General features: G+C 71.5%; 14 protein-coding genes. 3 read left to right on the top strand and 11 right to left on the bottom strand.

Translation table 11 applies throughout. The annotated features are described in order from the left end of the window. Window positions 1-21: 21 nt before the first annotated feature. A complete protein-coding gene (locus KF837_09975; GenBank protein ID MBX3227632.1) occupies window positions 22-459 on the bottom strand; it encodes an extensin family protein in 438 nt (145 codons plus the stop codon). Between the two features lie 214 nt (window positions 460-673). Further along, a complete protein-coding gene (gene murE / locus KF837_09970) occupies window positions 674-1,873 on the bottom strand; it encodes a UDP-N-acetylmuramyl-tripeptide synthetase (protein MBX3227631.1) in 1,200 nt (399 codons plus the stop codon). A gap of 202 nt (window positions 1,874-2,075) precedes the next feature. Between murE and KF837_09965 the strand changes: the two genes are divergently transcribed. Next, window positions 2,076-3,521 (top strand): serine/threonine protein kinase, encoded by a 1,446-nt coding sequence (locus KF837_09965; GenBank protein MBX3227630.1) that lies wholly within the window; start codon window positions 2,076-2,078, stop codon window positions 3,519-3,521. 16 nt (window positions 3,522-3,537) lie between these two features. Here KF837_09965 and KF837_09960 read toward each other — a convergent pair whose 3' ends face one another. The 8 genes from KF837_09960 to larB form a co-directional block, all read right to left on the bottom strand. Further along, window positions 3,538-6,558, bottom strand: coding sequence for an FHA domain-containing protein (locus KF837_09960; protein MBX3227629.1), 3,021 nt, complete (start codon window positions 6,556-6,558; stop codon window positions 3,538-3,540). Window positions 6,559-6,603: 45 nt separating this feature from the next. After that, entirely contained in the window at window positions 6,604-8,685 is a 2,082-nt protein-coding gene (locus tag KF837_09955; protein ID MBX3227628.1) for a CPBP family intramembrane metalloprotease, read from the bottom strand. A gap of 10 nt (window positions 8,686-8,695) precedes the next feature. After that, entirely contained in the window at window positions 8,696-9,439 is a 744-nt protein-coding gene (locus tag KF837_09950) for an ABC transporter ATP-binding protein (GenBank protein ID MBX3227627.1), read from the bottom strand. After that, the gene (locus KF837_09945) at window positions 9,436-10,800 is read right to left on the bottom strand and encodes a protein phosphatase 2C domain-containing protein (GenBank protein MBX3227626.1); all 1,365 of its coding nucleotides are present in this window, start codon (window positions 10,798-10,800) and stop codon (window positions 9,436-9,438) included. The genes KF837_09950 and KF837_09945 overlap by 4 nt, the downstream gene beginning before the upstream one ends. After that, a complete protein-coding gene (locus KF837_09940; GenBank protein ID MBX3227625.1) occupies window positions 10,797-11,441 on the bottom strand; it encodes an FHA domain-containing protein in 645 nt (214 codons plus the stop codon). The genes KF837_09945 and KF837_09940 overlap by 4 nt, the downstream gene beginning before the upstream one ends. Before the next feature lie 2,010 nt (window positions 11,442-13,451). After that, window positions 13,452-14,573: an FHA domain-containing protein gene (locus KF837_09935; GenBank protein MBX3227624.1), complete on the bottom strand. Its 1,122-nt coding sequence runs from the start codon at window positions 14,571-14,573 to the stop codon at window positions 13,452-13,454. Window positions 14,574-14,834: 261 nt separating this feature from the next. Continuing rightward, the gene (gene larC, locus KF837_09930; GenBank protein MBX3227623.1) at window positions 14,835-16,595 is read right to left on the bottom strand and encodes a nickel pincer cofactor biosynthesis protein LarC; all 1,761 of its coding nucleotides are present in this window, start codon (window positions 16,593-16,595) and stop codon (window positions 14,835-14,837) included. Further along, the gene (gene larB / locus KF837_09925) at window positions 16,592-17,353 is read right to left on the bottom strand and encodes a nickel pincer cofactor biosynthesis protein LarB (GenBank protein ID MBX3227622.1); all 762 of its coding nucleotides are present in this window, start codon (window positions 17,351-17,353) and stop codon (window positions 16,592-16,594) included. The genes larC and larB overlap by 4 nt, the downstream gene beginning before the upstream one ends. Window positions 17,354-17,429: 76 nt before the next feature. On the opposite strand from larB, the gene KF837_09920 reads away from it, so the two are divergent. Further along, window positions 17,430-17,975: a hypothetical protein gene (locus tag KF837_09920; GenBank protein ID MBX3227621.1), complete on the top strand. Its 546-nt coding sequence runs from the start codon at window positions 17,430-17,432 to the stop codon at window positions 17,973-17,975. 24 nt (window positions 17,976-17,999) lie between these two features. After that, window positions 18,000-18,596, top strand: coding sequence for a hypothetical protein (locus KF837_09915; protein ID MBX3227620.1), 597 nt, complete (start codon window positions 18,000-18,002; stop codon window positions 18,594-18,596). A gap of 13 nt (window positions 18,597-18,609) precedes the next feature. Here the strand turns inward: KF837_09915 and KF837_09910 are convergent, their stop codons facing one another. Further along, the gene (locus tag KF837_09910; protein MBX3227619.1) at window positions 18,610-20,091 is read right to left on the bottom strand and encodes a lipoprotein; all 1,482 of its coding nucleotides are present in this window, start codon (window positions 20,089-20,091) and stop codon (window positions 18,610-18,612) included. Window positions 20,092-20,161: the final 70 nt, after the last annotated feature.

Raw genomic sequence — 20,161 nt, 5'->3', positions numbered from 1 at the left:
GGGCGAGGTGGAGCGGCCGCCCTAGCGCTGACCCCAGAAGGACCAGCCGCCGCGGTCGAGGTGGAAGTGGTTGTGGTGTTGCGCGTTGAAGGCGGGGCCGACGACGTAGGTGAGGTCTGCCTCGTGCGCGCGGAGACGGGTGTAGACCGCGCGCAGGAACGCGCGGCGGGCTTCGTTCGTGCCCGAGTAGTCGCGGTCGATCACCGCCGGCGTGCCCTTCGCGGGATGAAAAGCCGTGAGGTCGAGCGCGCTGCCGAAGGCGTGCGCGCTGAGCGACGCGCCCTTCCGGAAGTTGCGCGGCCGGCAGGCGTACGCGCCGGCGTTCGCGATGCGGACCACCTTCGAGCCGAGGTGCATCGCGGCCTCCTCCTGCACGATCGCCTCGACCTGCGCAAGCGTGCAGTCGAGCAGCGCCGGCGGGTCGTACGTGACGCCGGTGGGGCCGCGGTAGAGGAGCACCGGATGCGGGATGCCGACTGAAACTTGTAGCCTGCAACCTTCAGCCCGTCGCGGCACCCGGCGACTCGTCCCACGCGCGCGGGAGCGGGGACGACGGGACCGAACAGCCCACCGCGGCGACGGCGACGGCGACGAAGAGAAGCGAACGACGAGCCAACAGGGTCCCTCCGTTCTTGCCGCGCCCTCGCGGCACATGCAAACGCGGCCGTCTCGTTCAGCGCGCTGAGAGCGCCGTGCGGGCCGCCTCGACGTCGGAGAAATGCCGGACCTCCGCGCCGACCGTCATCTCGGTCTCGTGGCCCTTGCCCGCGATCAGCACGACGTCGTCCGGTGACGCCTCGCGGATCGCGGCCGCGATCGCCTTCGCGCGATCGAGCTCCGTGCGGACGCCCGCGTGTCCGGTGAGGCCCTCCGCGATCGCGCGGCAGATCGCGGACGGGTCTTCGTCGCGCGGGTTGTCGGTCGTGAGGAGCACCACGTCGGCGGGGCGCGCCGCTTCGCCCATCGGGCCGCGCTTGTCCTTGTCGCGCTTGCCGCCCGCGCCGAAGACGACGAAGAGGCGCGACCTGCCCGCGAGCTCGCGCGCGATCGCGACCGTGCGCGCGAGCGCGTCGGGGGAGTGCGCGTAGTCGACGACGACCCAGGGCCGCTCGTGGATGACCTCGAAGCGGCCCGGCGGCGCGGGCGCGGCCGCGATCGCGTCGGCGGCGGCGCGCGGGTCCGCGCCGGCGGCGACCGCGCCGAGGAGCGCCGCGAGCGCGTTCTCCGCGTACACGGCGCCGATCGCGCGGACGCGGAGCTCGGCCGGGAGCGACGGATCCTTCACCTTGCACGCGATCCGCGTGCCCGCCCAGTCGATCGCGATCGACGTCGCGACGATGTCGGGCTCGCCCTGCACCGCGCCGCGCGACGGGACCGCGTACGAACGATGGAGCACCCCCTGCGGCGTGACCTCCTTCAAGAGCGGGTAGTTCTCGTCGCTCGCGTTGAGCACGGCGGTGCCGCCGGGCGGCAGCGAGACGAAGAGCTGAGCCTTGCTCGCGAGGTAGTGCTCCGGCGACCCGTGGGCGTCGAGGTGATCGTGGGTGAGGTTCGTGAAGACGCCGACGCGGCACGGCCACGCGCGCGCGAACCCGCGGGCGAGCGCCTCGCTCGTCAGCTCCGTCGCCGCGTGGGTGCCGCCGCGATCGACGCAGGCGCGCATCCCCTTCAAGAAGCCGTCGTAGCTCTTCTCGATCTCGAGCGGCACGTCGTCGAGGAAGAAGCCGACCGTCGTCGCGCGCGCGACCGGCGTCGAGAGCGTCCGCAGCGCGGCCGCGACCCACGCCGTCGTCGTCGTCTTGCCGTTCGTCCCCGTGACCCCGACGGTGAAGAGCTTCGCCGCCCACGCCGGCGGGGTCGGAACGCGGTTCATCGTCCGAGTCTAACCGGCGCCGCGGGCGGCGGGCCGTGTCCTTCCCGCACCTACAACCGGTCGTCCAGCCGGAGCGGAACGGAGAGCGGAAAGGCTTGGCGCCGGGAGACAGACGGGTCACCATCAACGGGAGATGGGCAGTATCGCGAACGGCCAAAGGGTCGGTCGGTACCAGCTCGTGCAAATGCTCGGAGAAGGGGGCATGGGCACGGTCTGGCTCGCCCATCCTTACGACGATCCGAACCAGCTCTACGCGGTCAAGACGGTCTCGCCCCAGTTCGCGCGGGACCCCGCCGTCTGCGGGATGTTCGTGAAGGAGGCGAGCCTCGCCGCCGCGCTGGACCACCCGAACGTGGTCCGCCTCTACGACGTCGGCATCCACGACGACGTCCCGTTCTTCGTCATGGAATGGGTCGACGGCTTCTCCCTCCGCGACGTCGCCAAGGCGGTGGTCGAGACCGGCGAACGGGTCCCCCCCAGCATCGCGCTCCGGATCGGGAGCGACATGTGCGGCGGCCTCCACGCCGCCCACGAGCTCTGCGGCGACGACGGGCATCACCTCGGCCTCGTCCATCGCGATATCTCCCCGCACAACGTCCTCGTCGCGCGCGACGGCGTCTCGAAGATCATCGACTTCGGCGTCGCGAAGGCGCGCGATCTCGCGACGAACACGGAGGAGTCGATGGTCGGGGGGCTCAAGGGCAAGGTCCGCTACATGGCGCCCGAGCAGGCACTCGAGCGCGAGATCGACCGGCGCGCGGACCTCTTCAGCGTCGGCGCCGTCCTCTACCAGTTGCTCACCGGTCGCGCCCCGTTCGAAGGTCCGAACGAGATGGCGATCATCAACGCGTTGATGTCGACCAACCCGGTCTACGTCCCGGACGACCTGCCGGAGCCGGTGCAGTGGATCCTCCGCCGCGCCCTCGCGCGCCGCCCCGAGAACCGCTTCGGCGACGCGGCCGAGATGCAGAACGCGATCGAGCTCGCCCTCGTCGAGATGGGCGCGCCCGACAAACACTACGACGTCGCGGAGTGCCTCGCCTGGTTCGTCCCCCTCGGCGATCCGCCCGAGTACGTCACCGCCTCGCGCCGCGCGCTCCCGATCGATCCCGACCCCGACGACCTCGGCACCCCGGTCCGGTCGACGAACTCCCCTCCCCCCCTCGCCTTCGCCGGCCCGAACGAGACCGGACCCGCGCGGCGGATGTCGCTCATCGACGTCGACGAGATCGCGATGCAGCAGCGGAGCCGGCGCTCGAGCGGCGGCGGCGCGATGCGCGCCCTCTTCATCGCGGCGGGCGCGGTCGTCATCCTCGGCGGCGGCGTCGTCTACGCGCTGCACGACGACGCGCCGAAGGACGACGACTGGGGAAAGAAGAGCGCGGCCGACGACCCCGGCACGACGGAGCTCGACAACGCGCCGCTCGGCTCCAGCACCGCCGTCCCGACGGCCACGACCGTGACGCCGTCGACGCCGATCATCGACGTCGGCGACGTCGAGGACAACACGAAGCCCGACGCGCAGAAGAAGAAGAAGCGGCGCCCCAAGCCCGCCGACTCGAGCGGCGCCGGCGGCGCGGCCCCCGCTCCGGCGACGCCCCCGAGCAAGCCCGGCGATCTCGCCGGACCGATCAAGGTCTGGAAGTAGGCGCGCTCAGACCAGCTCAGACCGGGTCGCGGCGCTTCAGCAGGATGAGGAGGAGGATCAGCATGAGGACGGTCATGCTGAGCAGCACCGTGGTCGGGAGCCAGATGTCGAGGTAGTTCACGAAGCCCCACGCGCCCTTCAGCTGCTCCGAGCCGACCTGAGCGAGCGCGCACTGGAAGTAGCCGCCGATCACGTAGTCGGGCGGCGAGTTCAGCGTCGGGTTGTTCAGGTTGATGAACCACGCCGGATCACGGGCGATCGCGACCCGCTCGTGCGCGATCGATCCCTCGAAGCCCCAGCGCGCCGGCATGACGTACATGAGCGGCTTCAGCATCGGGTTCGTCGTCATCGGGACCATGAGGCCGCCGAGGACGACCTGCGGGATGAGCGCGATCGGGGTGAGCGACATCGCCGCCTCGGCGGAGGAGACGGCGGTGGAGAGGAGGAGCCCGAGCGCGGTCGCGTTCATCGCCACCGCGACGATGACGACGAGCTCGAGGAGGAACGCCGCCGCGCCGCCGTGGAAGCCGAGCGTGAAGAACACGATCCCGAGCAAGATCGCGCACTGGAACACGCAGACGAGGCTCAGGATGATGTACTTCGAGAAGACGTAGTTGACGAGCGACAGGTTGACCATGCGCTCGCGCAGGTAGACCGCGCGCTCGGTCACGATCTCGCGCGCCGAGTTCGAGGTCCCGAACCACACCGCCGAGACGACGACGAAGAACATCGCCGCGGTGTGGTCCTGCGTCGGCTGCATCTTCTCGAGGAGGTCGTTCGTGCCGCCGGCGCCGCCTTGCACCTTCTTCCCGAGCTCCTGCAGCGCGCCGAGGCACCAGAACGGCACCGCCTTCTGCTGCCCCGCGAAGACGAACGCGAGCATCACGCCGATGATCGGCGCCTGGAGGAACATGATCGCGGCGCCGGCCCGGTCGCGGACCTTCACCTTCCAGTAGCGGCTCATCAGGAGCATGAGCTGCGCGAAGAGCGCGACGCTCGGACGGTGCGGGACGCCGCGCGCGGCTGGCTCGGTCCCGACCGAGCGGCGCCCCGAGAACATCTGCTGGAAGACGGGGTTGCTCTGCTGCATGAACTCCGCGCGCCACTCCCGCGCCGCCTCGAGGCGCGCGAGGGGACGGGGCACGTTCGGGTTCTGCTGCTTCATCCGGTCGTGGACGACGCGCTCGCGGATGTTGAGCATGTCGAACATGTCGCGCGGATTGTCGATCACGCGGCCCTGCATCGTCGGTAGTCCGCTGTATTGCGGATTACGCATCAGCGAGCCGAAGAAGCCGTAGCTCGAGTCCCTCGTCGGGCCGTAATACGTGGGGATACCGCCGTAGCCCATGATGAACGCGAGATTGAATTTCTCGTATTCGTCCTTCGCGGGCTGGTGAATCGTCATGATGATCGTCTTGCCGGTCTTCTTCGTGAGGTCGGCCAAGAGGTTGATCAGCGCGGTCGTGTCGTCCGACGCGAGGCCGGAGGTCGGCTCGTCGAGGAAGAGGATGACGGGATCGGTCACGAGCTCGAGCGCGATGTTGACGCGCTTGCGCTGGCCGCCGGAGAGGACCTTCTTCTCCGGTTTACCGATTTGCAGGTTCTTCACCGCCTCGAGACCGAGGTCCTTCAGCGTCTGCTCGACGCGGCCGTCGATCTCCGCCTCCGAGTAGTCGTTCGGGAGGCGGAAGCGCGCGGAGTATTTCACCGCCTCGAAGACGGTGAGCTCGGGGTGGACGATGTCGTCCTGCGGGACGTAGCCGATGACGCCGCGGAGCGCGTCGTAGATGGCATAGAGGTCCTCGCCGTTGATGCGCACCTGTCCGCTCGTCGGCGGGAGGTAGCCGTTCAACGTCATGAGGAGGGTCGTCTTGCCGGCGCCGGACGGACCCATGAGCGCGATCATGTCGCCCGGGAGCGCCTTGAACGACACGTGGTCGAGGAGGATCTTGTCCTTCGACTTGTCGTCGCGATCCGGCACCGCGAGGAAGAGGTCCCACGCCTCGATCTCGTAGAGCGGCTTCCCCGCCCACGCTGCCGAGTGGTCCTCGATGACGACGTTGACCTGCTTGCCGGCGATCTGGATGACCAGCGGCATCGGGCCGATGAAGACCTTCTCGCCGTTCTGGACCGGGACGCGCTGGCCGCGCGCGATGCGCTGGCCGCGGACGAACGTGCCGTTGCCGCTCCCGAGGTCCTCGAGGAAGAGGTTCCCGCCCTGATCGTGGATCTGCGCGTGGCGCGCGGAGACCTGCGGGTGCGGGACGACGATCTTGTTCTCCGGCGTTCGACCGATCGTGATCGCACCACCCTGGAGCTGCGCGAGGTTGAGCTCGCCGATGACGGTGCGGTGCTTGCGGTGCCCGCCCGACGCCCCCGCCGCGGCCGCCTGCGGCGCCGGCGCGGCCGCGCCCGCGAGGTTCGGCTGCGAGCCCGGCACCATGATCCCCGGCTGCGAGCCCGCCGCGATCGGCAAGCCGGCCATCGCCGCCTGCGCGAGCTGACCGAGGAGCGAGACCGGCACCGGGATCGGACCGAACGCGACGACGCCGTTCGGATCGATCGGGGTCGGCGTGTTCGGCGGGATGCGCTGCCCGCCGACGTAGGTCCCCGAGGTCGAGCCCTGATCCTGGACCATCAGCCGGTCCATCATCACGGTCGCGTGCGTCGCGCTCACCGCGCCGGAGTGGATGACGAGCGACGCGTTCGGCGCCTCGCGCCCGATGAGGAGATGCCCCGGCGGCGCGGTCGCGTTGCCGCGCGCCATCGTCATCAGCACGATCGCCGGATGCGAGAGCGGCACCGGCGTCTGGCCGAGCGAGAACTGCGTCCGGAAATCGAACGGGACGGGCGTGTTCGGCTGCACCGGGGCGCCGTTCGCGTACGAAGGCGCCTGCCCGTTGTCGATGAACTGCAGATTGTTGCCTTGCTTGACGATGCGCGCGTGCTGAGGCGCGACGCCCGGCCCCTGGAGGACGACGTCGTTGCCGGGCGCGCTGCCGAGCGTGATCTGCTCCTTGCCGAAGCCGGGAATCATGGGCTCGCCATCCTAATACGCCTCGGCCCGGAACTGGTGCCGATCTCAGCCGAAACGGACGAGCGTCAGGACGGCGTAGACGAGGTGCGCCGCGAGGCACGGCAGCACGGCGCGCGCGCGGAGGAAGAGCACGCTCGTGACGAGCCCGAGGACGAGGTACGGCACGAACAGGGGCGCGGGGTGCACCGCCGCGAAGGCGAACGCGCCGAGGAGAGGCGCGAGCCACTTGCGATCGAGCTCGGCCTCGATGCAGGAGAGGAGCCAGCCGCGGAAGAAAAGCTCCTCCGCGATCGGGACGAGCGTGACGCCGAGCGCCGCCGCCGCGACGCGTCCGTCGGCGGGCGCGATCGGGAGCGCGAGCCCCGCGCGCGCGGCGAGCAGGCGATGGAGGATCGCGACGCCGCCCGCGAGCGCGCCGCCGGCGAGGCCGAGCGCGATCGCGCGAGAGCGCGCGGAGAAGACGATGAGCGGCGCGTCGCTCCGCGCAGTCAGCGTCATCACGAGGAGGACGCCCGTAGACGCGGCGGTCCCGATCGCGAGCCGGATCCCCGGCCCGAGCTCGCTCATGTCGACGAGCCGCTCGGCGATGTTGGCGGTGGACTGGAACGCGGCGAGCACGAGGAGCGCGCGCCAGATCGGCGTCTCGCGCTCGAAGTCGCCGGCGTCGTCGATCCATCGCACGCAGCCGAGCGCGGAGCGACCCGCCTCGCGCGCGACGAACCCGAGCGCGACGAGCGGCACGACGACGACCCACACCTCCGTCGCCGATGCGACGCCGAAGAGCGGCACGAGCACGAGCACCGTCTCCACGACGAAGCCGCCGAGCGGGCCCTTCTTGCTCCCGGCCCCCACCGTGAGGAACGCGATCGCCGCCGCCGCCTTCGCCGCGAGCGCGGCCGCGATCGTGACCGCGATCGTGCGCCAGGCGATCTCGACGTGGAGCGCGACCGACCACGGCGTCGCGAAGAGCACGAGCAGCGGCGCGCACACGAAGATCGCGTCGGCGCGCAGGCGCGTGACCTTCCCCGCCAAGAGCGCCCGCGGCTCGATCGGCAGCGGCGCGAGGAGCGGGCGCGCCGCGACGTCGCGCGCCGCCATCCGCGTCGCGCGCGCGCTCACGACGACGAACGAGCCGAAGGCGGCGACGCCGCACGCGAGGCGGACCATCGAGGAGGGCTCGAAGCTCGGCGTCTTCGACGTCCACGCGTACGCGAGGACGCCGGTCGTGACGGCCGCGGTGTAGCCCGCCATCAGGACGGTGCCCCAGCGGCCGCCGGGCTCGCGCCGGCGGAGCACCTCGTCGATGCGATCGATGACGAGCGCCTCGCGCTTCGTGCGCCGCGGGCGCCCGGTCGGCACGAGGTCGACGCGGTCGTAGCCGATCCGCTCCGCGACCGCGACCGCGGCGACGCCGGCGACGACGAAGAGCGCGAGGCCGGCGGCGGCGACGAAGAGGCCCTCGCCTTCGAGCAGCGCGCGCGCGAGGGCGGAGGGCCAGCCCGCCACGAGCACCCCGCTCTTCGGGCTCCGCCCGAGCGACGGCGCCTGGACGAGCGCCATCAAGAAGACGACCTGCCCGCCGACGAGCAAATAGGAGCGGACCCGCGCGACCGTCATCGGCGGCACGAGCACACGCGTGACGCGCATCCCCGCCTCGCCGCCGATCACGCCCGCGGCCGCGACGAGGAGGGCGAGGAGCACCGTGCGCGGCGCGGCCACGACGCCCATGAAGGACGACACCGCGAGGGTGAACACGAAGAGGCGCTCGACGAGGCCGACCGCGATCCGCGCGGTCTCGCGCAGCGGCAGCGCGTCGAGGAGCGGCGTCTCGAGCGGGCTCGGCTCTCCGCGCAGCACCGGCCCGCGCGACATGCCGCTCCACACGACCGCGAGTCCGAGCGCACCGACGACGATCCACGCCGCGCCGCGCACGCGCTGCTCGTCGGTCGCGAGGCTCGCCACCGTCCGGCCGACGCCGTAGCCCGAGGCGCTCATCAAGACGACGTAGGCGAGGCGGAAGAGGCCGGCGGAGGCGCGGCGCCCGACGCTCCGCTTGAGGCGGTTCGGGAGCGACGCGCGCGACCAGTGCCGGAGGAGCAGGGACAGCAGCGCGCCGACCTGGCTCATCGCGCCGCCCTCACTTCACGAGCTCGAGGAACGCCGCCTCGAGCGACGCGCTCTCCGCGACGCCGGCCTGCGCCCGCACCGCCGCGGGGCTGCCCTCGGCGACGAGCCGCCCGCGATGCAAGACGAGGACGCGATCGCAGAGGACGTCGGCCATCTCGAGGAGGTGGGTCGAGACGACGACCGCGGCCCCGGCCTCGGCGCGCGCGCGGAGCAGCGCGCGCACGCGCGCGGCGGTCGGCGGATCGAGGCCGTTGGTGGGCTCGTCGAGGAGGAGCAGACCGGGCTCGTGCGCGAGCGCGAGGAGCAGCGCGAGCTTCTTCTTCGTGCCGAGCGAGTAGCTCGCGGTCGGCGCGTCGAGGGAGGCGCCGAGCTCGAGCGCGTCGATGAGCGCGGGCAGGCGATCGCGCACCGCGGCCGGCGCGCTCCGGACGTTGAGGACGAAGTCGAGCGTCTCGTGCCCGGTGAGGAAATCGTAGAACGCGGGCTCGTCGGGCGAGTAGCCGAGGCGCTCCTTCACCGAGCGCGCGTCGCGCGTGCAGTCGAGGGCGAGGTGCGCGGAGTGGAACGTCGCGCTGCCGCGGCTCGGGCGGAGGAGCCCGAGGATCAGCTTCATCGTCGTCGTCTTCCCCGCGCCGTTCGGGCCGAGGAGGCCGACGACCTCGTTCGAGTGTATGTTGCACGTGAGGTCGACGAGCGCGGCGTGCGCGCCGAAGTCCTTCCCGAGCTTGTCCAGGACGAGGACGGGATCGGTCAAGGCGTGCCGCCGGCCGCGCGGCAGGCTTTGGCGAGTCGATCGAGCGTCTCGGCGGAGGCGTCGCCGCGGTCCCGGAGGTGCTTGTAGCCCGCGCACGGATCGCGGTGCCCGCCGTCCGGAAGCCGCCACTTCGGCAGCGGGGTGGGGCTCGGCGGAGGCTCGAGCGGCGGCGCGGGCACGACCGGGGTCTCGACCGCCGCCGCGTCCTCGTCGAGCGGCGGGTCCGTCGCGACGACGGCCTCCGCGTCGACGATCGTCACCGGCTTGTGGTGCTCGCCGCCGAGGGTGAGCGTGAACACGATCGCGCCGACGATGCCGACCGCGGCGAGGGCGAGGAGGATGCCGGCGACGAGCGACGGCGTGCGCGCGCGCGACGGCGGGATCGAGGGGGCGGCGGGCGCGGACGGGAGGTGCGGGCTCGACTGCGGGATCGGCGCCTGGATCTGCGTCGACGGGCCGGACCCGCTCGGGGCGGGGATCGGCGGCGCGAGCGCGGTGCCGGTCGGGCCCGCGTTGCCGTCGAGCGTGGGCGCGACCCCGACCGCGGTGAGCGGCACCGTCTTCGCGACGCGGACCGCGGCGGCGGACTCGTTGACCGTCGCGCTCGCCTTCATCTTGATCACCATCGCGGTGATGTTGTCGTGCCCGCCGCGCGCGTTCGCGAGGTCGACGAGCTGCGCCGCCGCTTGCTTCGGCGGGTGCGAGCCGGCGATGTCGAGGATCTCGGCGGGCTCGACGAGATCGGAGAGACCGTCGGAGGAGAGGATGAAGACGTCGCCGTTCACGTAGCCGAGCGGCGTCGGGCGCAGCTCGACCTCGACCTCCTTCGCGATCCCGAGCGCGCGCAGGATCTTGTTCGCGTCGGGGTGCTTCGCCGCGTCCTCCGCGCGGATGATGTTGCGGTCGACCATCTCCTGCACCATCGAGTGGTCGCGCGTGACCTGCGAGATGGCGCCGGCGTGAATGAGGTAGAGCCGCGAGTCGCCGACGTGCGCGATCTCGGCGCCGCCTTCGTGGGCGAGGACGGCGACGACGGTCGAGCCGGGCCGGAACCCCGCCTCCTGCGTGGGCATCGCCCAGATCCGCGCGTTCGCCTCCTCGATCGCGCGCTTGAGCGCGAGGCCCGGGTTCGCGTTCGGCGGCGCGGCCTCGAGGATCTCGACGATCGCCTTGATCGCGAGCTCGGAGGCCTCCTTGCCGCCGGCGTGGCCGCCCATGCCGTCGCAGACGACCGCGAGGAGCCCGAGCTTCGTCTCGAGGTGCGTGTTCGAGTCCTCGTTGACCTGCTTGTCCGGATCGCGCCCCGGATCGGTCTTCACCGCGAGCTCGACGGCGGGTGCTCTCGACGCGGGCGCGGTCATGTGTCGATCCTCACCGAGAACTCCACCGGACCGAAGCGCAGCTGCGCGCCTTGCGGCACCGGCGTCCACGTGCCGGACGCGATCCGAAAGCCTGCCACATGCGTCCCGTTGTTCGATCCTTCATCACGCACGAAGAGCTGACCTGCTTCGAACTTCAGCGTCGCATGGATCCCGCTCACGCGCGGCTCGTTCAGCGTGATGGGGCACGCCGCGGGATCGCGCCCCACCCGCACCTCGACGCCGCCCTTGATCGCGAACTGCCCGGCGGCGCCGAGGATCGTCGCGGAGGTCGGCGTCGCGCCGTAGGGACTAGGCGGAGGGGCGAGCGGCTGCGCCGCGATCGCGCTCGTGAGCGGAAACGCGGGCGCGGCGGCGGCCGCGGGTTGCACCGGCGCGGCGGGCGGCGCCGCTCCGGAGGTGGCGATGTCCTTCGGGAGCGGTTGCCCGCACGAGAAGCACACCGACGCTTGTCCGGCCATCACCATCGTTGCCATTCCGCACGCGGGGCAGCGCACCTCGACCGGTGCGCCCCCCGCTACGGCTAAAGGGTGGCCACCTCCTCCCTGTTCCGGAGGAGATAATGGTTGCGGTGGCGGCATCGGCGGAGGCGCGAAGGCCGCGGCCTGCACCGGAGGCGGCATCGGCTCCGGTGGCGCGGCGCCGTAACCGCCGCCGCCGTAGCCGCCGCCGCCGGGCGGAGGACCACCGCCATACGGAGGCGCGCCGTACCCCCCGCCGCCGGGCGGAGCGCCGTAGCCGGGGGGCGGGCCCGCGACGATCGGCTGCGGAGGCGGACCCCCGCCGCCGCGCTTCTTCCCGCCGCCGCCGCCGCGAAGGAGGACGACGACGAGGAGGAGGATGACGACGACGATGCCGGCCGCGCCGAGGATGATCGGGAGGTTGAGCGGCTTTTTCCCGGCTTTGAGCGTAATGACGGTCTCGGCGGTAACCCCGGATGCTCGCTGAGCCTTGTTGTCGTAGATGACGACGCGCGTGATCGCGTTCTCGCCCTCGCCCTCGAGGAGCTTCTCCTCGTCCGGCACCTTGAAGGTGGCGAACGTCGCGCTGACCTCCTCCGCGCCGCCGCGGAGGTTCTGCGCGACGAGGTTCTGCATCGCCTTCTTCGCGACGTCGGGGTCGTTGCGGTTCACGTTCTGGTTCGGGTTCGTGCCCGCGGGGACGAAGTACGACTCCGCGCGTCCCTTGTCGCCGCCCCAGCAGAAGTTGCCGAACACGCGGAAGGTGCCGCCGGGGTGGACCGGGTTCGCGTCCGCCTCCGCCTTCGTCTGCGCCAGGTTGATGTCGAGCGGCCACGAGGTGGGGTCGACGCCGATCGGGACCTCCTTGAACGATCCGTCGGGCTTGATCGCCTGCGCGCCCTGGCCGGAGAAGATCAGGTTGAAGGTCTGCTCCGCGGTCGGCGCGAGGCACGAGAGGCGCCACTTCACGACCCACATCGCGTTGAAGCGCGCCTTCACCGAGGAGAGGATCGCGGTCGCCTTCTGGACGCCCTGCCCCGTGCGGACGATGTCGAAGAACCCGCCGATCTCCGGGTTCGAGAGGTCCTGCATGAACTGCATGTCGTTCGACGCGAACTGATCGTTCACGAAGCCGCGCGCGTTCGGGAAGTAGACCGCGATGACGGGGAGCGGCGTCTTCGGCGCGAGCGGGTTGTCCTCCGGGAAGCGGCCCTTGTTGAAGTACTGCTTCATCGCCTCCGCGCTGACGGAGGAGTTCGAGGCGTCCTCGCGGCCGGAGCCGTTCGAGAGGAGCACCATCGTCTGGTGGAGCGGGATGTTGAGCGCGCCGCCGGACGTGTTGCCGAGATCGCCGAACGACTTGGTGATGTTCTTCACCTGGTTGAACAGCGGGCGCGAGCGCTGGTGCGACGGGCTCGTGGTCGGGTTCGACTGGAGGATCTGGACGAGCGACGCCTTCTGCGCCGAGGGCACCCACGCCGACTGCGCGACGTACGGCTGGATGCGGTCGTCGAAGATGATCAGCTTCGCGACGTCGTTCGGCCCGAGCGCGTTGATCATCTGGTTGGCGACCTCGCGCGCGTCGGCGTAGCGCGGGCCCATGTTGCTCGACGCGTCGAGCGCGATGAGCCACGCCGTCCCGACGAGCGGGTCCTTCGTCGACGCGCCGAACGTCGCCTTCGACTCGAAGCTCGCGGGGTTCTCGGCGCCGTCGACGCGGACGAGGAGGCGGCCGCCGGAGTCGGGGAACTGGAACGCCTTCCACATCGCGTTCTTCGCCTCGACCGCGCTCGAGATGCAGTCGAGCATCGCGTCGCCCTGGACCCGGCCGCAGCCGGCGGCGGTGACGACCTCGCTCATCGGCTTGAACTCGATGACCTCGACGACGGTCGTGAGCACGGGCGTGCCTCCCGCCACGCCCGCCCGCGGATCGATGCGGAGGATGTGAGCCTCCGGGATCGCGAACGACGTCCGCGAGACGAGGAGGACCGCGAGGAGCGTCAGCCAGGCGTAAGGGCCCCAGAAGCGGCCGCGAGGCCGTCTCTGGGGTGGGGGCGTCGGGGGCGAAGCACCCGGCGATGACGATGACGAGCCATGGATCGCGCGTAGCACGCGCGCGAGCGTACTACAGGCTGCTCTATCGTCGCGACGAATACGACGGGACGGCGGGAGCTAGAGCCGCGCGATGACTTTGACGATTGTCGTGTATCCGCCGAAGCGGATCTTGTCGCCGTCGCGGAGATCGCGCTTGCCGTTGAAGCCGATGTGCTCCTCGTTGACGAACGTGCCGTTGGTCGAGCCGGTGTCCTCGATTTGCACCGTACCGGCGGTGCCGTCGACGACGAGCGCGGCGTGACGCGACGAGATCGTGGCGTCGGAGAGCGGGATGTCGACCTGCTCGCCCGAGTTCGCGCGGCCGATCGTCTTCCGGCCACCGTTGAGCGCCCAGAAATCGCCCTGCGTGTTCGACTGGTACGAGACGAGGAAGCCGCGGAGCGCGTTGGGCGGGAGGTTCGCGGGGACGGCGGGCGCGGGCGGCGCCGCGGCCTGGCCCGGCTGCGGGGGCGGCGCGCCCATGTTCGGATCGCCGGGGAAGCCGGGCTGCGGAGCCGCGCCGGGGAAGCCGGGCTGCGATCCGTAACCGGCCTGTCCGGGCGGAGCGCCGAAGCCGCCGGGCTGGGGCGGAGGGGCGTAGCCGCCGCCGGGGAAGCTGCCGCCTTGCTGCTGCGGCGGCGGAGCCTGGCCGAACTGGCCGTACTGCGCGTTCGGATCTCCATATTGAGGAGGAGGCGGCTGCGGTGCGCCGTAGCCCTGGTTCGGATCGGGGTAGCCGGGCGGAGCGCCGCCGAAGCCGCCGGGGGCGCCGCCGTACTGCTGCGGCGGGGGCTGGCCGAAGCCGCCTTGCTGCGGAGGAGCGCCGCCGAACTGGCCAGGCGGAGGCTGACCGAAGCCGGGCTGCTGCTGCTGGCCGTAACCGCCGCCGCCGCCGTACTGATCGTTCGCGAACGGCATCGCGTCGACCGCGATGGGATGACCGTGGGGGCAGTAGCTCGCGCCGGGCGCGATGTCGTGGCCCATCTGGCAGCGGAGCGGAGCGCCTCCGCCGGGGGGAGCGCCGTACGCGCCGGGAGGAGGCTGACCGAATCCGCCTTGCTGCGGAGGCGGCGCACCGAACCCGCCCTGCCCGGGCGGAGGGCCGAAGCCTGGAGGCCCGGCAACCACTGGCGTTCCGCAAATGTTGCAGAACTTGTCCGACGCTTGAGGGATCGCGCCGCACTGCGGACAGGGATTCATCGTCTCGTCTCTCCATCGCACGACGTCTCGGTCGTGCTGACGAGGCAGCATATCGGGTTGGAAAAAAAAGGGCGAACTTCGTCGGGGCGGATGGGCTCATCCCGCGGGCGAGCCCGCACTCGCAGGTCTCGAGCTCGTCGCCGCCGTGCTCGCCCTGTTTTTTTCGACGTGTGGAGGACGGCGCTCGCGCGACGACCGCGCCGGCGGGGCGCGCTCGCGGCGAGGCACGCCGGCCTGCCAATTTTGCGCTTTTTGTCAATTTCAACGAAGCGCGGCGCTCGCGACCATGGCCGCGTCGATGACCTCGCGGACGGACACGCCGTGGGCGCGCGCGGCGGCGGCGCACGCGTCGAGCTCCGGCTTCCGTTGCGGAGCGCCGAACGGTCCGCCGGCGATCTTCACCGGGATGGCGCCGAAGCGGGTGTCGACGTTCGCGACACGTCGCGGACGCTCGACGCGATCCACCTCGTGGCGCCGCACGCCGATCGTCGTCGACTCGCGCAACATCGCGCGCGCGACGTCGTCCGCGATCTCGGCGGGCGCGAGCGCGCTCAGCGTCTGGGCGGGGCGGCTCTTCTTCATCGTGATCGGCGTCGTCCACGCGTCGACGGCGCCGGCCTCGAGGAGCGCGCCGAGGGTGTGGCCGAGGAGCTCGCCGGTGGCGTCGTCGATGTTCGCCTCGAGGACGACGTGGGTCGCTCTCGTCTTGTTCGTCTTGTTGTTCTTCGCCGGCGCGACCTCGGTGCCGAGCACGACGCGGAGGAGGTTCGGTCGATCGGGCAGGTCGGCGGTGCCTGCGCCCCAGCCGGAGACCTCGGGCTTCATCGCGGGCCACTGCGCGGAGCCGGTCGCGTGGGCGCCGACGATCGCGGCGCCGGTCGGCGTGACGAACTCGAAGGGGAGGCCGCCGTCGTAGGTGTCGAGCCCGGCGAGGCACTCCACGACGGCGGGCGGCGGCAGCGGGAGGACGCCGTGCTGCGCGCGGACGCGGCCGTGGCCCATCGGGAGCGGCGACACGACGACCTTCGCGTCGAGCCACTCGAGCGCGGCGGCGCTGCCGACGACGTCGACGATCGCGTCGACGGAGCCCACCTCGTGGAAGTGCACTTCGTCGATCGGCATGCGATGGACGCGGGCCTCGGAGGCAGCGAGCCGCTCGAACGTAGCGATCGCGCGGTCTTTCACGGCGGGCGCGAGGCTCGCCTTGGAGAGAAGCTTCTTGATCGAGCCCCACGTCCGCACGGGCTGCTTCTTCTCGACGTGCACGTCGAACGACGTCGCGACGATCCCGCTCCGCTCCCGCGTCCCGAAGTGAAGGTGGAACCCGTCCACGTCCAGCTGCGCGACCGCGTCCTCGATGACGACCTCGGGCACCCCGAGATCGACGAGGGCCGCGATGATCATGTCACCCGCGAGCCCGCTCGGCGCATCGAAGAAGAGGATCTTCCCCTTCCCCACCCCGCGCCCCAACCGCGGCCGCGAGGGAGGCCCGGCATGCTCGCCGTGCGAGTGCGAATGGCCATCGTGCGTGTGCGTGTGCGAATGACCATCGTGCGCGTGACCGTGCGCGTTTTCGCCGGTGCCGCGCCCCCGCTTCGCCGAACCGCCCCCACGCGGCGCTGCCGCGACGCGTGCTCCACCCACCGAGCCGCCGCTCACGCCCCGCGCTCCCGCGACGCCGCGACCACTGCCGCCCCGCGCTCCTGCGACGCTCGTGGAGTGAGGGTGCTCGTGAGCGTCGTCCTCATCATGGTGGGAGTGGGAATGGCCGTGGTCGTGCGCGCCGGAACGGTCGTGGTGGTGCGAATGCCCGTCGTGCGTGTGCTCGTGCGTATGCGTGCGGTCCGCGTGCGTACGCGTGCGGCCGGCGTGCGCGTGCACTGGCTGTCGCGCGATACTCACTGATTCGCGCTTGCCCTTTGCGCCGGCCGTCGAACCGCGTCCCGCGCCCGAGCCGGAAGCCTTCGCGCCGGTCGTCGAACCGCTGCGCTTGGGGGCGCGGGCCTTCTTCTTTGCGCTCATCGCTTCGTCTTTCGGAGGATGCGGGCGGCGGCGAAGGCGGCGCCGAAGCCGTTGTCGATGTTGACGACGGTGATGCCGCTGGCGCAGCTCGTCAGCATGCCGAAGAGGGCGGTCTGGCCGTTCATCGCGGCGCCGTAGCCGATCGAGGTCGGGACCGCGATGACCGGGCAGTCGACGAGGCCGCCGACGACGCTCGCGAGCGCGCCCTCCATGCCCGCGACGACGATGATGACCGAGGCGCCCTCGAGCATCGGACGGCGATGGAGCAACCGGTGAATGCCCGCGACGCCGACGTCGAACACGCGATCGAAGTCGACGCCGAGCATGCGCATCGTCTCCGCGCACTCCTCCGCGATCGGCATGTCGCTCGTGCCCGCGCTCACGAGCGCCACCTTGTGGCCGGCGGCGAGCGGCGGGATCGCGCCGTGCTCCAGCGTGCACGTGCGCGCGAGCGCGTGGTGCTTCGCGGCCGGGAGCTCGCGCAGCAGCGCGGCGGCCTTCACGTCGTCGATGCGCGTGACGAGGACGTTCTGGCCCGTCCGCGCCAGCTCGCGCGCGATGCCCGTGATCTGCTCCGCCGTCTTGCCGTCGCCGAGGATGACCTCCGGCACGCCCTGCCGCAGCGCGCGATGATGATCGACCATCGCGTAGCCGAGGTCCGCGAACGGGAGCTGCCGCAGCTCCGCGACCGCGGCGGCCACGTCGGCGGCGCCGCTCTTCACGCGATTGAGCAGCTCGGTCAGGCGCGCTTCATCCACGCCCGCTCTTTAGCCGAAGGCCCCGAGCGAGACCAGCACCCTCCCCGGCGCGTTCGGTTCGACTATAACGACGGGCATGCCGCTCCCTCTCGCGCCGGTCGTCGGCCTGCTGCTCGGGCTGGGGCTGGCGTGGCTCGCGCGCGTGGAGCTCGCGCGCTCCGAAGTGCCGCTCGTCCTCGCGCGCCCCTTCCTCGTCGCGCTCGGGTTCGGCCTCGTCGTGTTCGGACCGGTGGTGGGGTACGCGGTCGCGCTCCACGGCGACTGGTCCTACCTCTATCTCATCCGCTTCACGCGCATCCCCTCCGCGATCGACCTCGTCCTCGTCGTGCTCGCGGCGGCGACCGTGCCGATCGGCTTCGCGCTCGGAGCGCCGTGGGCCCTCGCGAAGCGCGGCTCGGCGCTCCTCAAGCTCGGCGCCGTCCTCGTCGTCTTGCTCGCCGGCGGCACCCTCCTCGCCGCGAAGCGCCTCGCCGTGAGCGCGTCTTTCGCGCAGTACCACGGCGCGTTCGGCGGCGCCCCCATCGCGCAGACGCCGCTCGGCCGCGGCGTCCTCCTCTCGTGGCTCGCGCTCCTCGCCGGCTACGGCTGGGCGGCGCGCGTCCTGATCCGCCGCGTGCTATGAATTCCACGAAGGTCGCATAGAGCCATGTGGGTCCGAGGCGCAGCGATTAGGCCGGTGCCGCCGCACGCCGTCGTCGCGCGCGAGGTGCTCGATCGCGTCGAAGAGGAGCTCGCCGACAACGGCCTCGGCACGAAGTCGGAGCTCGACGACGCGTTCGAGCGCTTCGAACGGACGCAGCCCGCGCTCGCCCAGCAAGCGGCGGAGATCCTCGCGCGCCCCCTCGACGAGACCGCCCTCGCGCTCGGGTACTTCCTCACCATCACCGTGTGGCTCGGCTTCGAGCGGGCCTTCGGCGCGCGCCTCGCGGAGGTGAGCGAGGACGAGCGCGCCGCCGCCGACGCCGCGCTCGAGCTCGAGGAGGAGCTCCGCGCGAGCCACAGCGACGAGCCGCTCGAGCTCGAAGACGTGATGGCGATCGAACAGCCGCACATCCTCGCGTTCGTGAACGAGCACGTCGACGCCGCGCTCGAGCCCCTCGACGAACGCGACGGCGCCCCGCGCGAGGTCGACGTCGACGACGTCCACCTCGTCTACCGCAACGTCCTCGTCGAGACGCTCGCGCTGAGCCACGCCGTCCGCTCGACCGACGGCGCGACCAAGGTCCGCGAGCTCCTCGCTTGAATTGGCCCCGCGCTCAGCGCGTCGCGCGGCCGAGGCCGGCGATGTCGACGGCGGAGAACTCGACGTCCTCGGGGACGAGGAGGTAGCCGCCGCCGACGTGGTCGTACGGGGTGAAGACCGCCTGGCCGGTGGAGATCGTCTTGCCGTTCGCGTCCTCGAAGGTGACCGCGCGCGTGTCGTCGCCGGTCGGCTCCTCCGCGAGCTTGATGCGCTCGCCGAAGCTGAGCTCGCCGTCGGGGCTCACCTCGACGAACTGGAACGGGTGCTTCACCGCGAACGAGCCCGGCGGCGGCGCGGCGGCCGCCTGCGCGTTCACGTACGTGAGGCGCTCGAGCAGCTTGTTGTAGTTGTAGCCGCTGATCCACTTCGGCTGGCAGTAGCCCATGAGGTCCTTCGCGGTGGCGGGATCGACGAGCCGCTGGCTCGACGGCGCGTAGCCCCACGCGCCGATGCCGCCCTCCGGGTTCGGGAAGGCCGGGTCCGGACCCGCCGCCCCGCCGCACGGCGCGTGCGGGCGGCCGTGCGCGTGGCCGATCTCGTGCGCCATCGTCATCGCGCTCGACGCGCCGGTGTAGCCGACGCCGACGCTCGCGCGCCCCGTGACCGCGTCCGGACCGTAGAGGCCGGAGAGGCCGGTCACGCAGCCCGCCGCGCAGTACTCCTGGAACGTCGCCTTCGTCGTGAACCAACCGTAGTAGTAGACGTCGTTCGCGATGCCGTCCTGCGCGCGGAGCGTGAGCATCGCGCGGAGGAGCGCGCTGATGCCGGTGCCGTTCGACTTGATCTCCTGGTTGAACTCGAACGGCGCGTGCATCGAGATCTCGACGTCCGACAGCGGGTAGAGCTGCATGAACGTGCGGCGCTGGAGGTCGAGCTGCGCCGGCGTCGTGTCGGGCAAGAAGTTGGCGCCGCCGAAGGTGTACTTGATCGGGACGAGCACGATGCGGAGCTTCTGCGCCGTCGTCCGCGCGCCGAAGTCGGTGCGCGCGCCATTCTTCGGGAAGCGCGCGTCGCTCGCGGCGCCGGTGAGCGGCGTGCCGCTCGCGGAGGTGAGGGAGACCTTGAACTTCGCGCCGGCGGGGAGCGACGCGCCCGGCACCGTGAAGTTGAACGTCGTCGCGAGGTCGCTCTCGACCGAGGCACCCGAGAGCGTCTTCGTATCGGAGAAGGTCACGACGTCGCCGTCGTCGTCCGCCACCTCGAGGACCGCCGTCACCGGCTCGCTCGTCGCCGTGCTCGTCGGCGTGACGTAGACGCGGACCATCGCGTCACGACCGGCGAGGATCGGGAGCGACGCCGCGACGGCGGCGCCGTTCTTCGCGATCGTCGTCTTGAGGCCCTGGTAGGCCGCGACCTCGGTGATCTTCAGCGAGCGCGTGAGGCGCGCCGGCATGTCGTTCGTGAGGTTCGTGGTCTCGATGCCTTCCTCCGTGGTGGCGGCCGTGCAACCCGCGACGAGAGCAAGAGCAACGGCAGCGACGATCGACTTGCGCATGGAAACCTCCGGCGGCGAACGGCGCGCACTCTGTCTCACGATCGCGGGATCGACAATCGCGATGTGACAC

Origin of the sequence: Labilithrix sp. (genome assembly GCA_019637155.1) — a bacterium.
Classification (GTDB): Bacteria; Myxococcota_A; Polyangia; order Polyangiales; family Polyangiaceae; genus Labilithrix.
The sequence above is the reverse complement of the archived record's forward strand: the minus strand, read 5'-3'. Positions and strand labels throughout refer to the sequence as shown.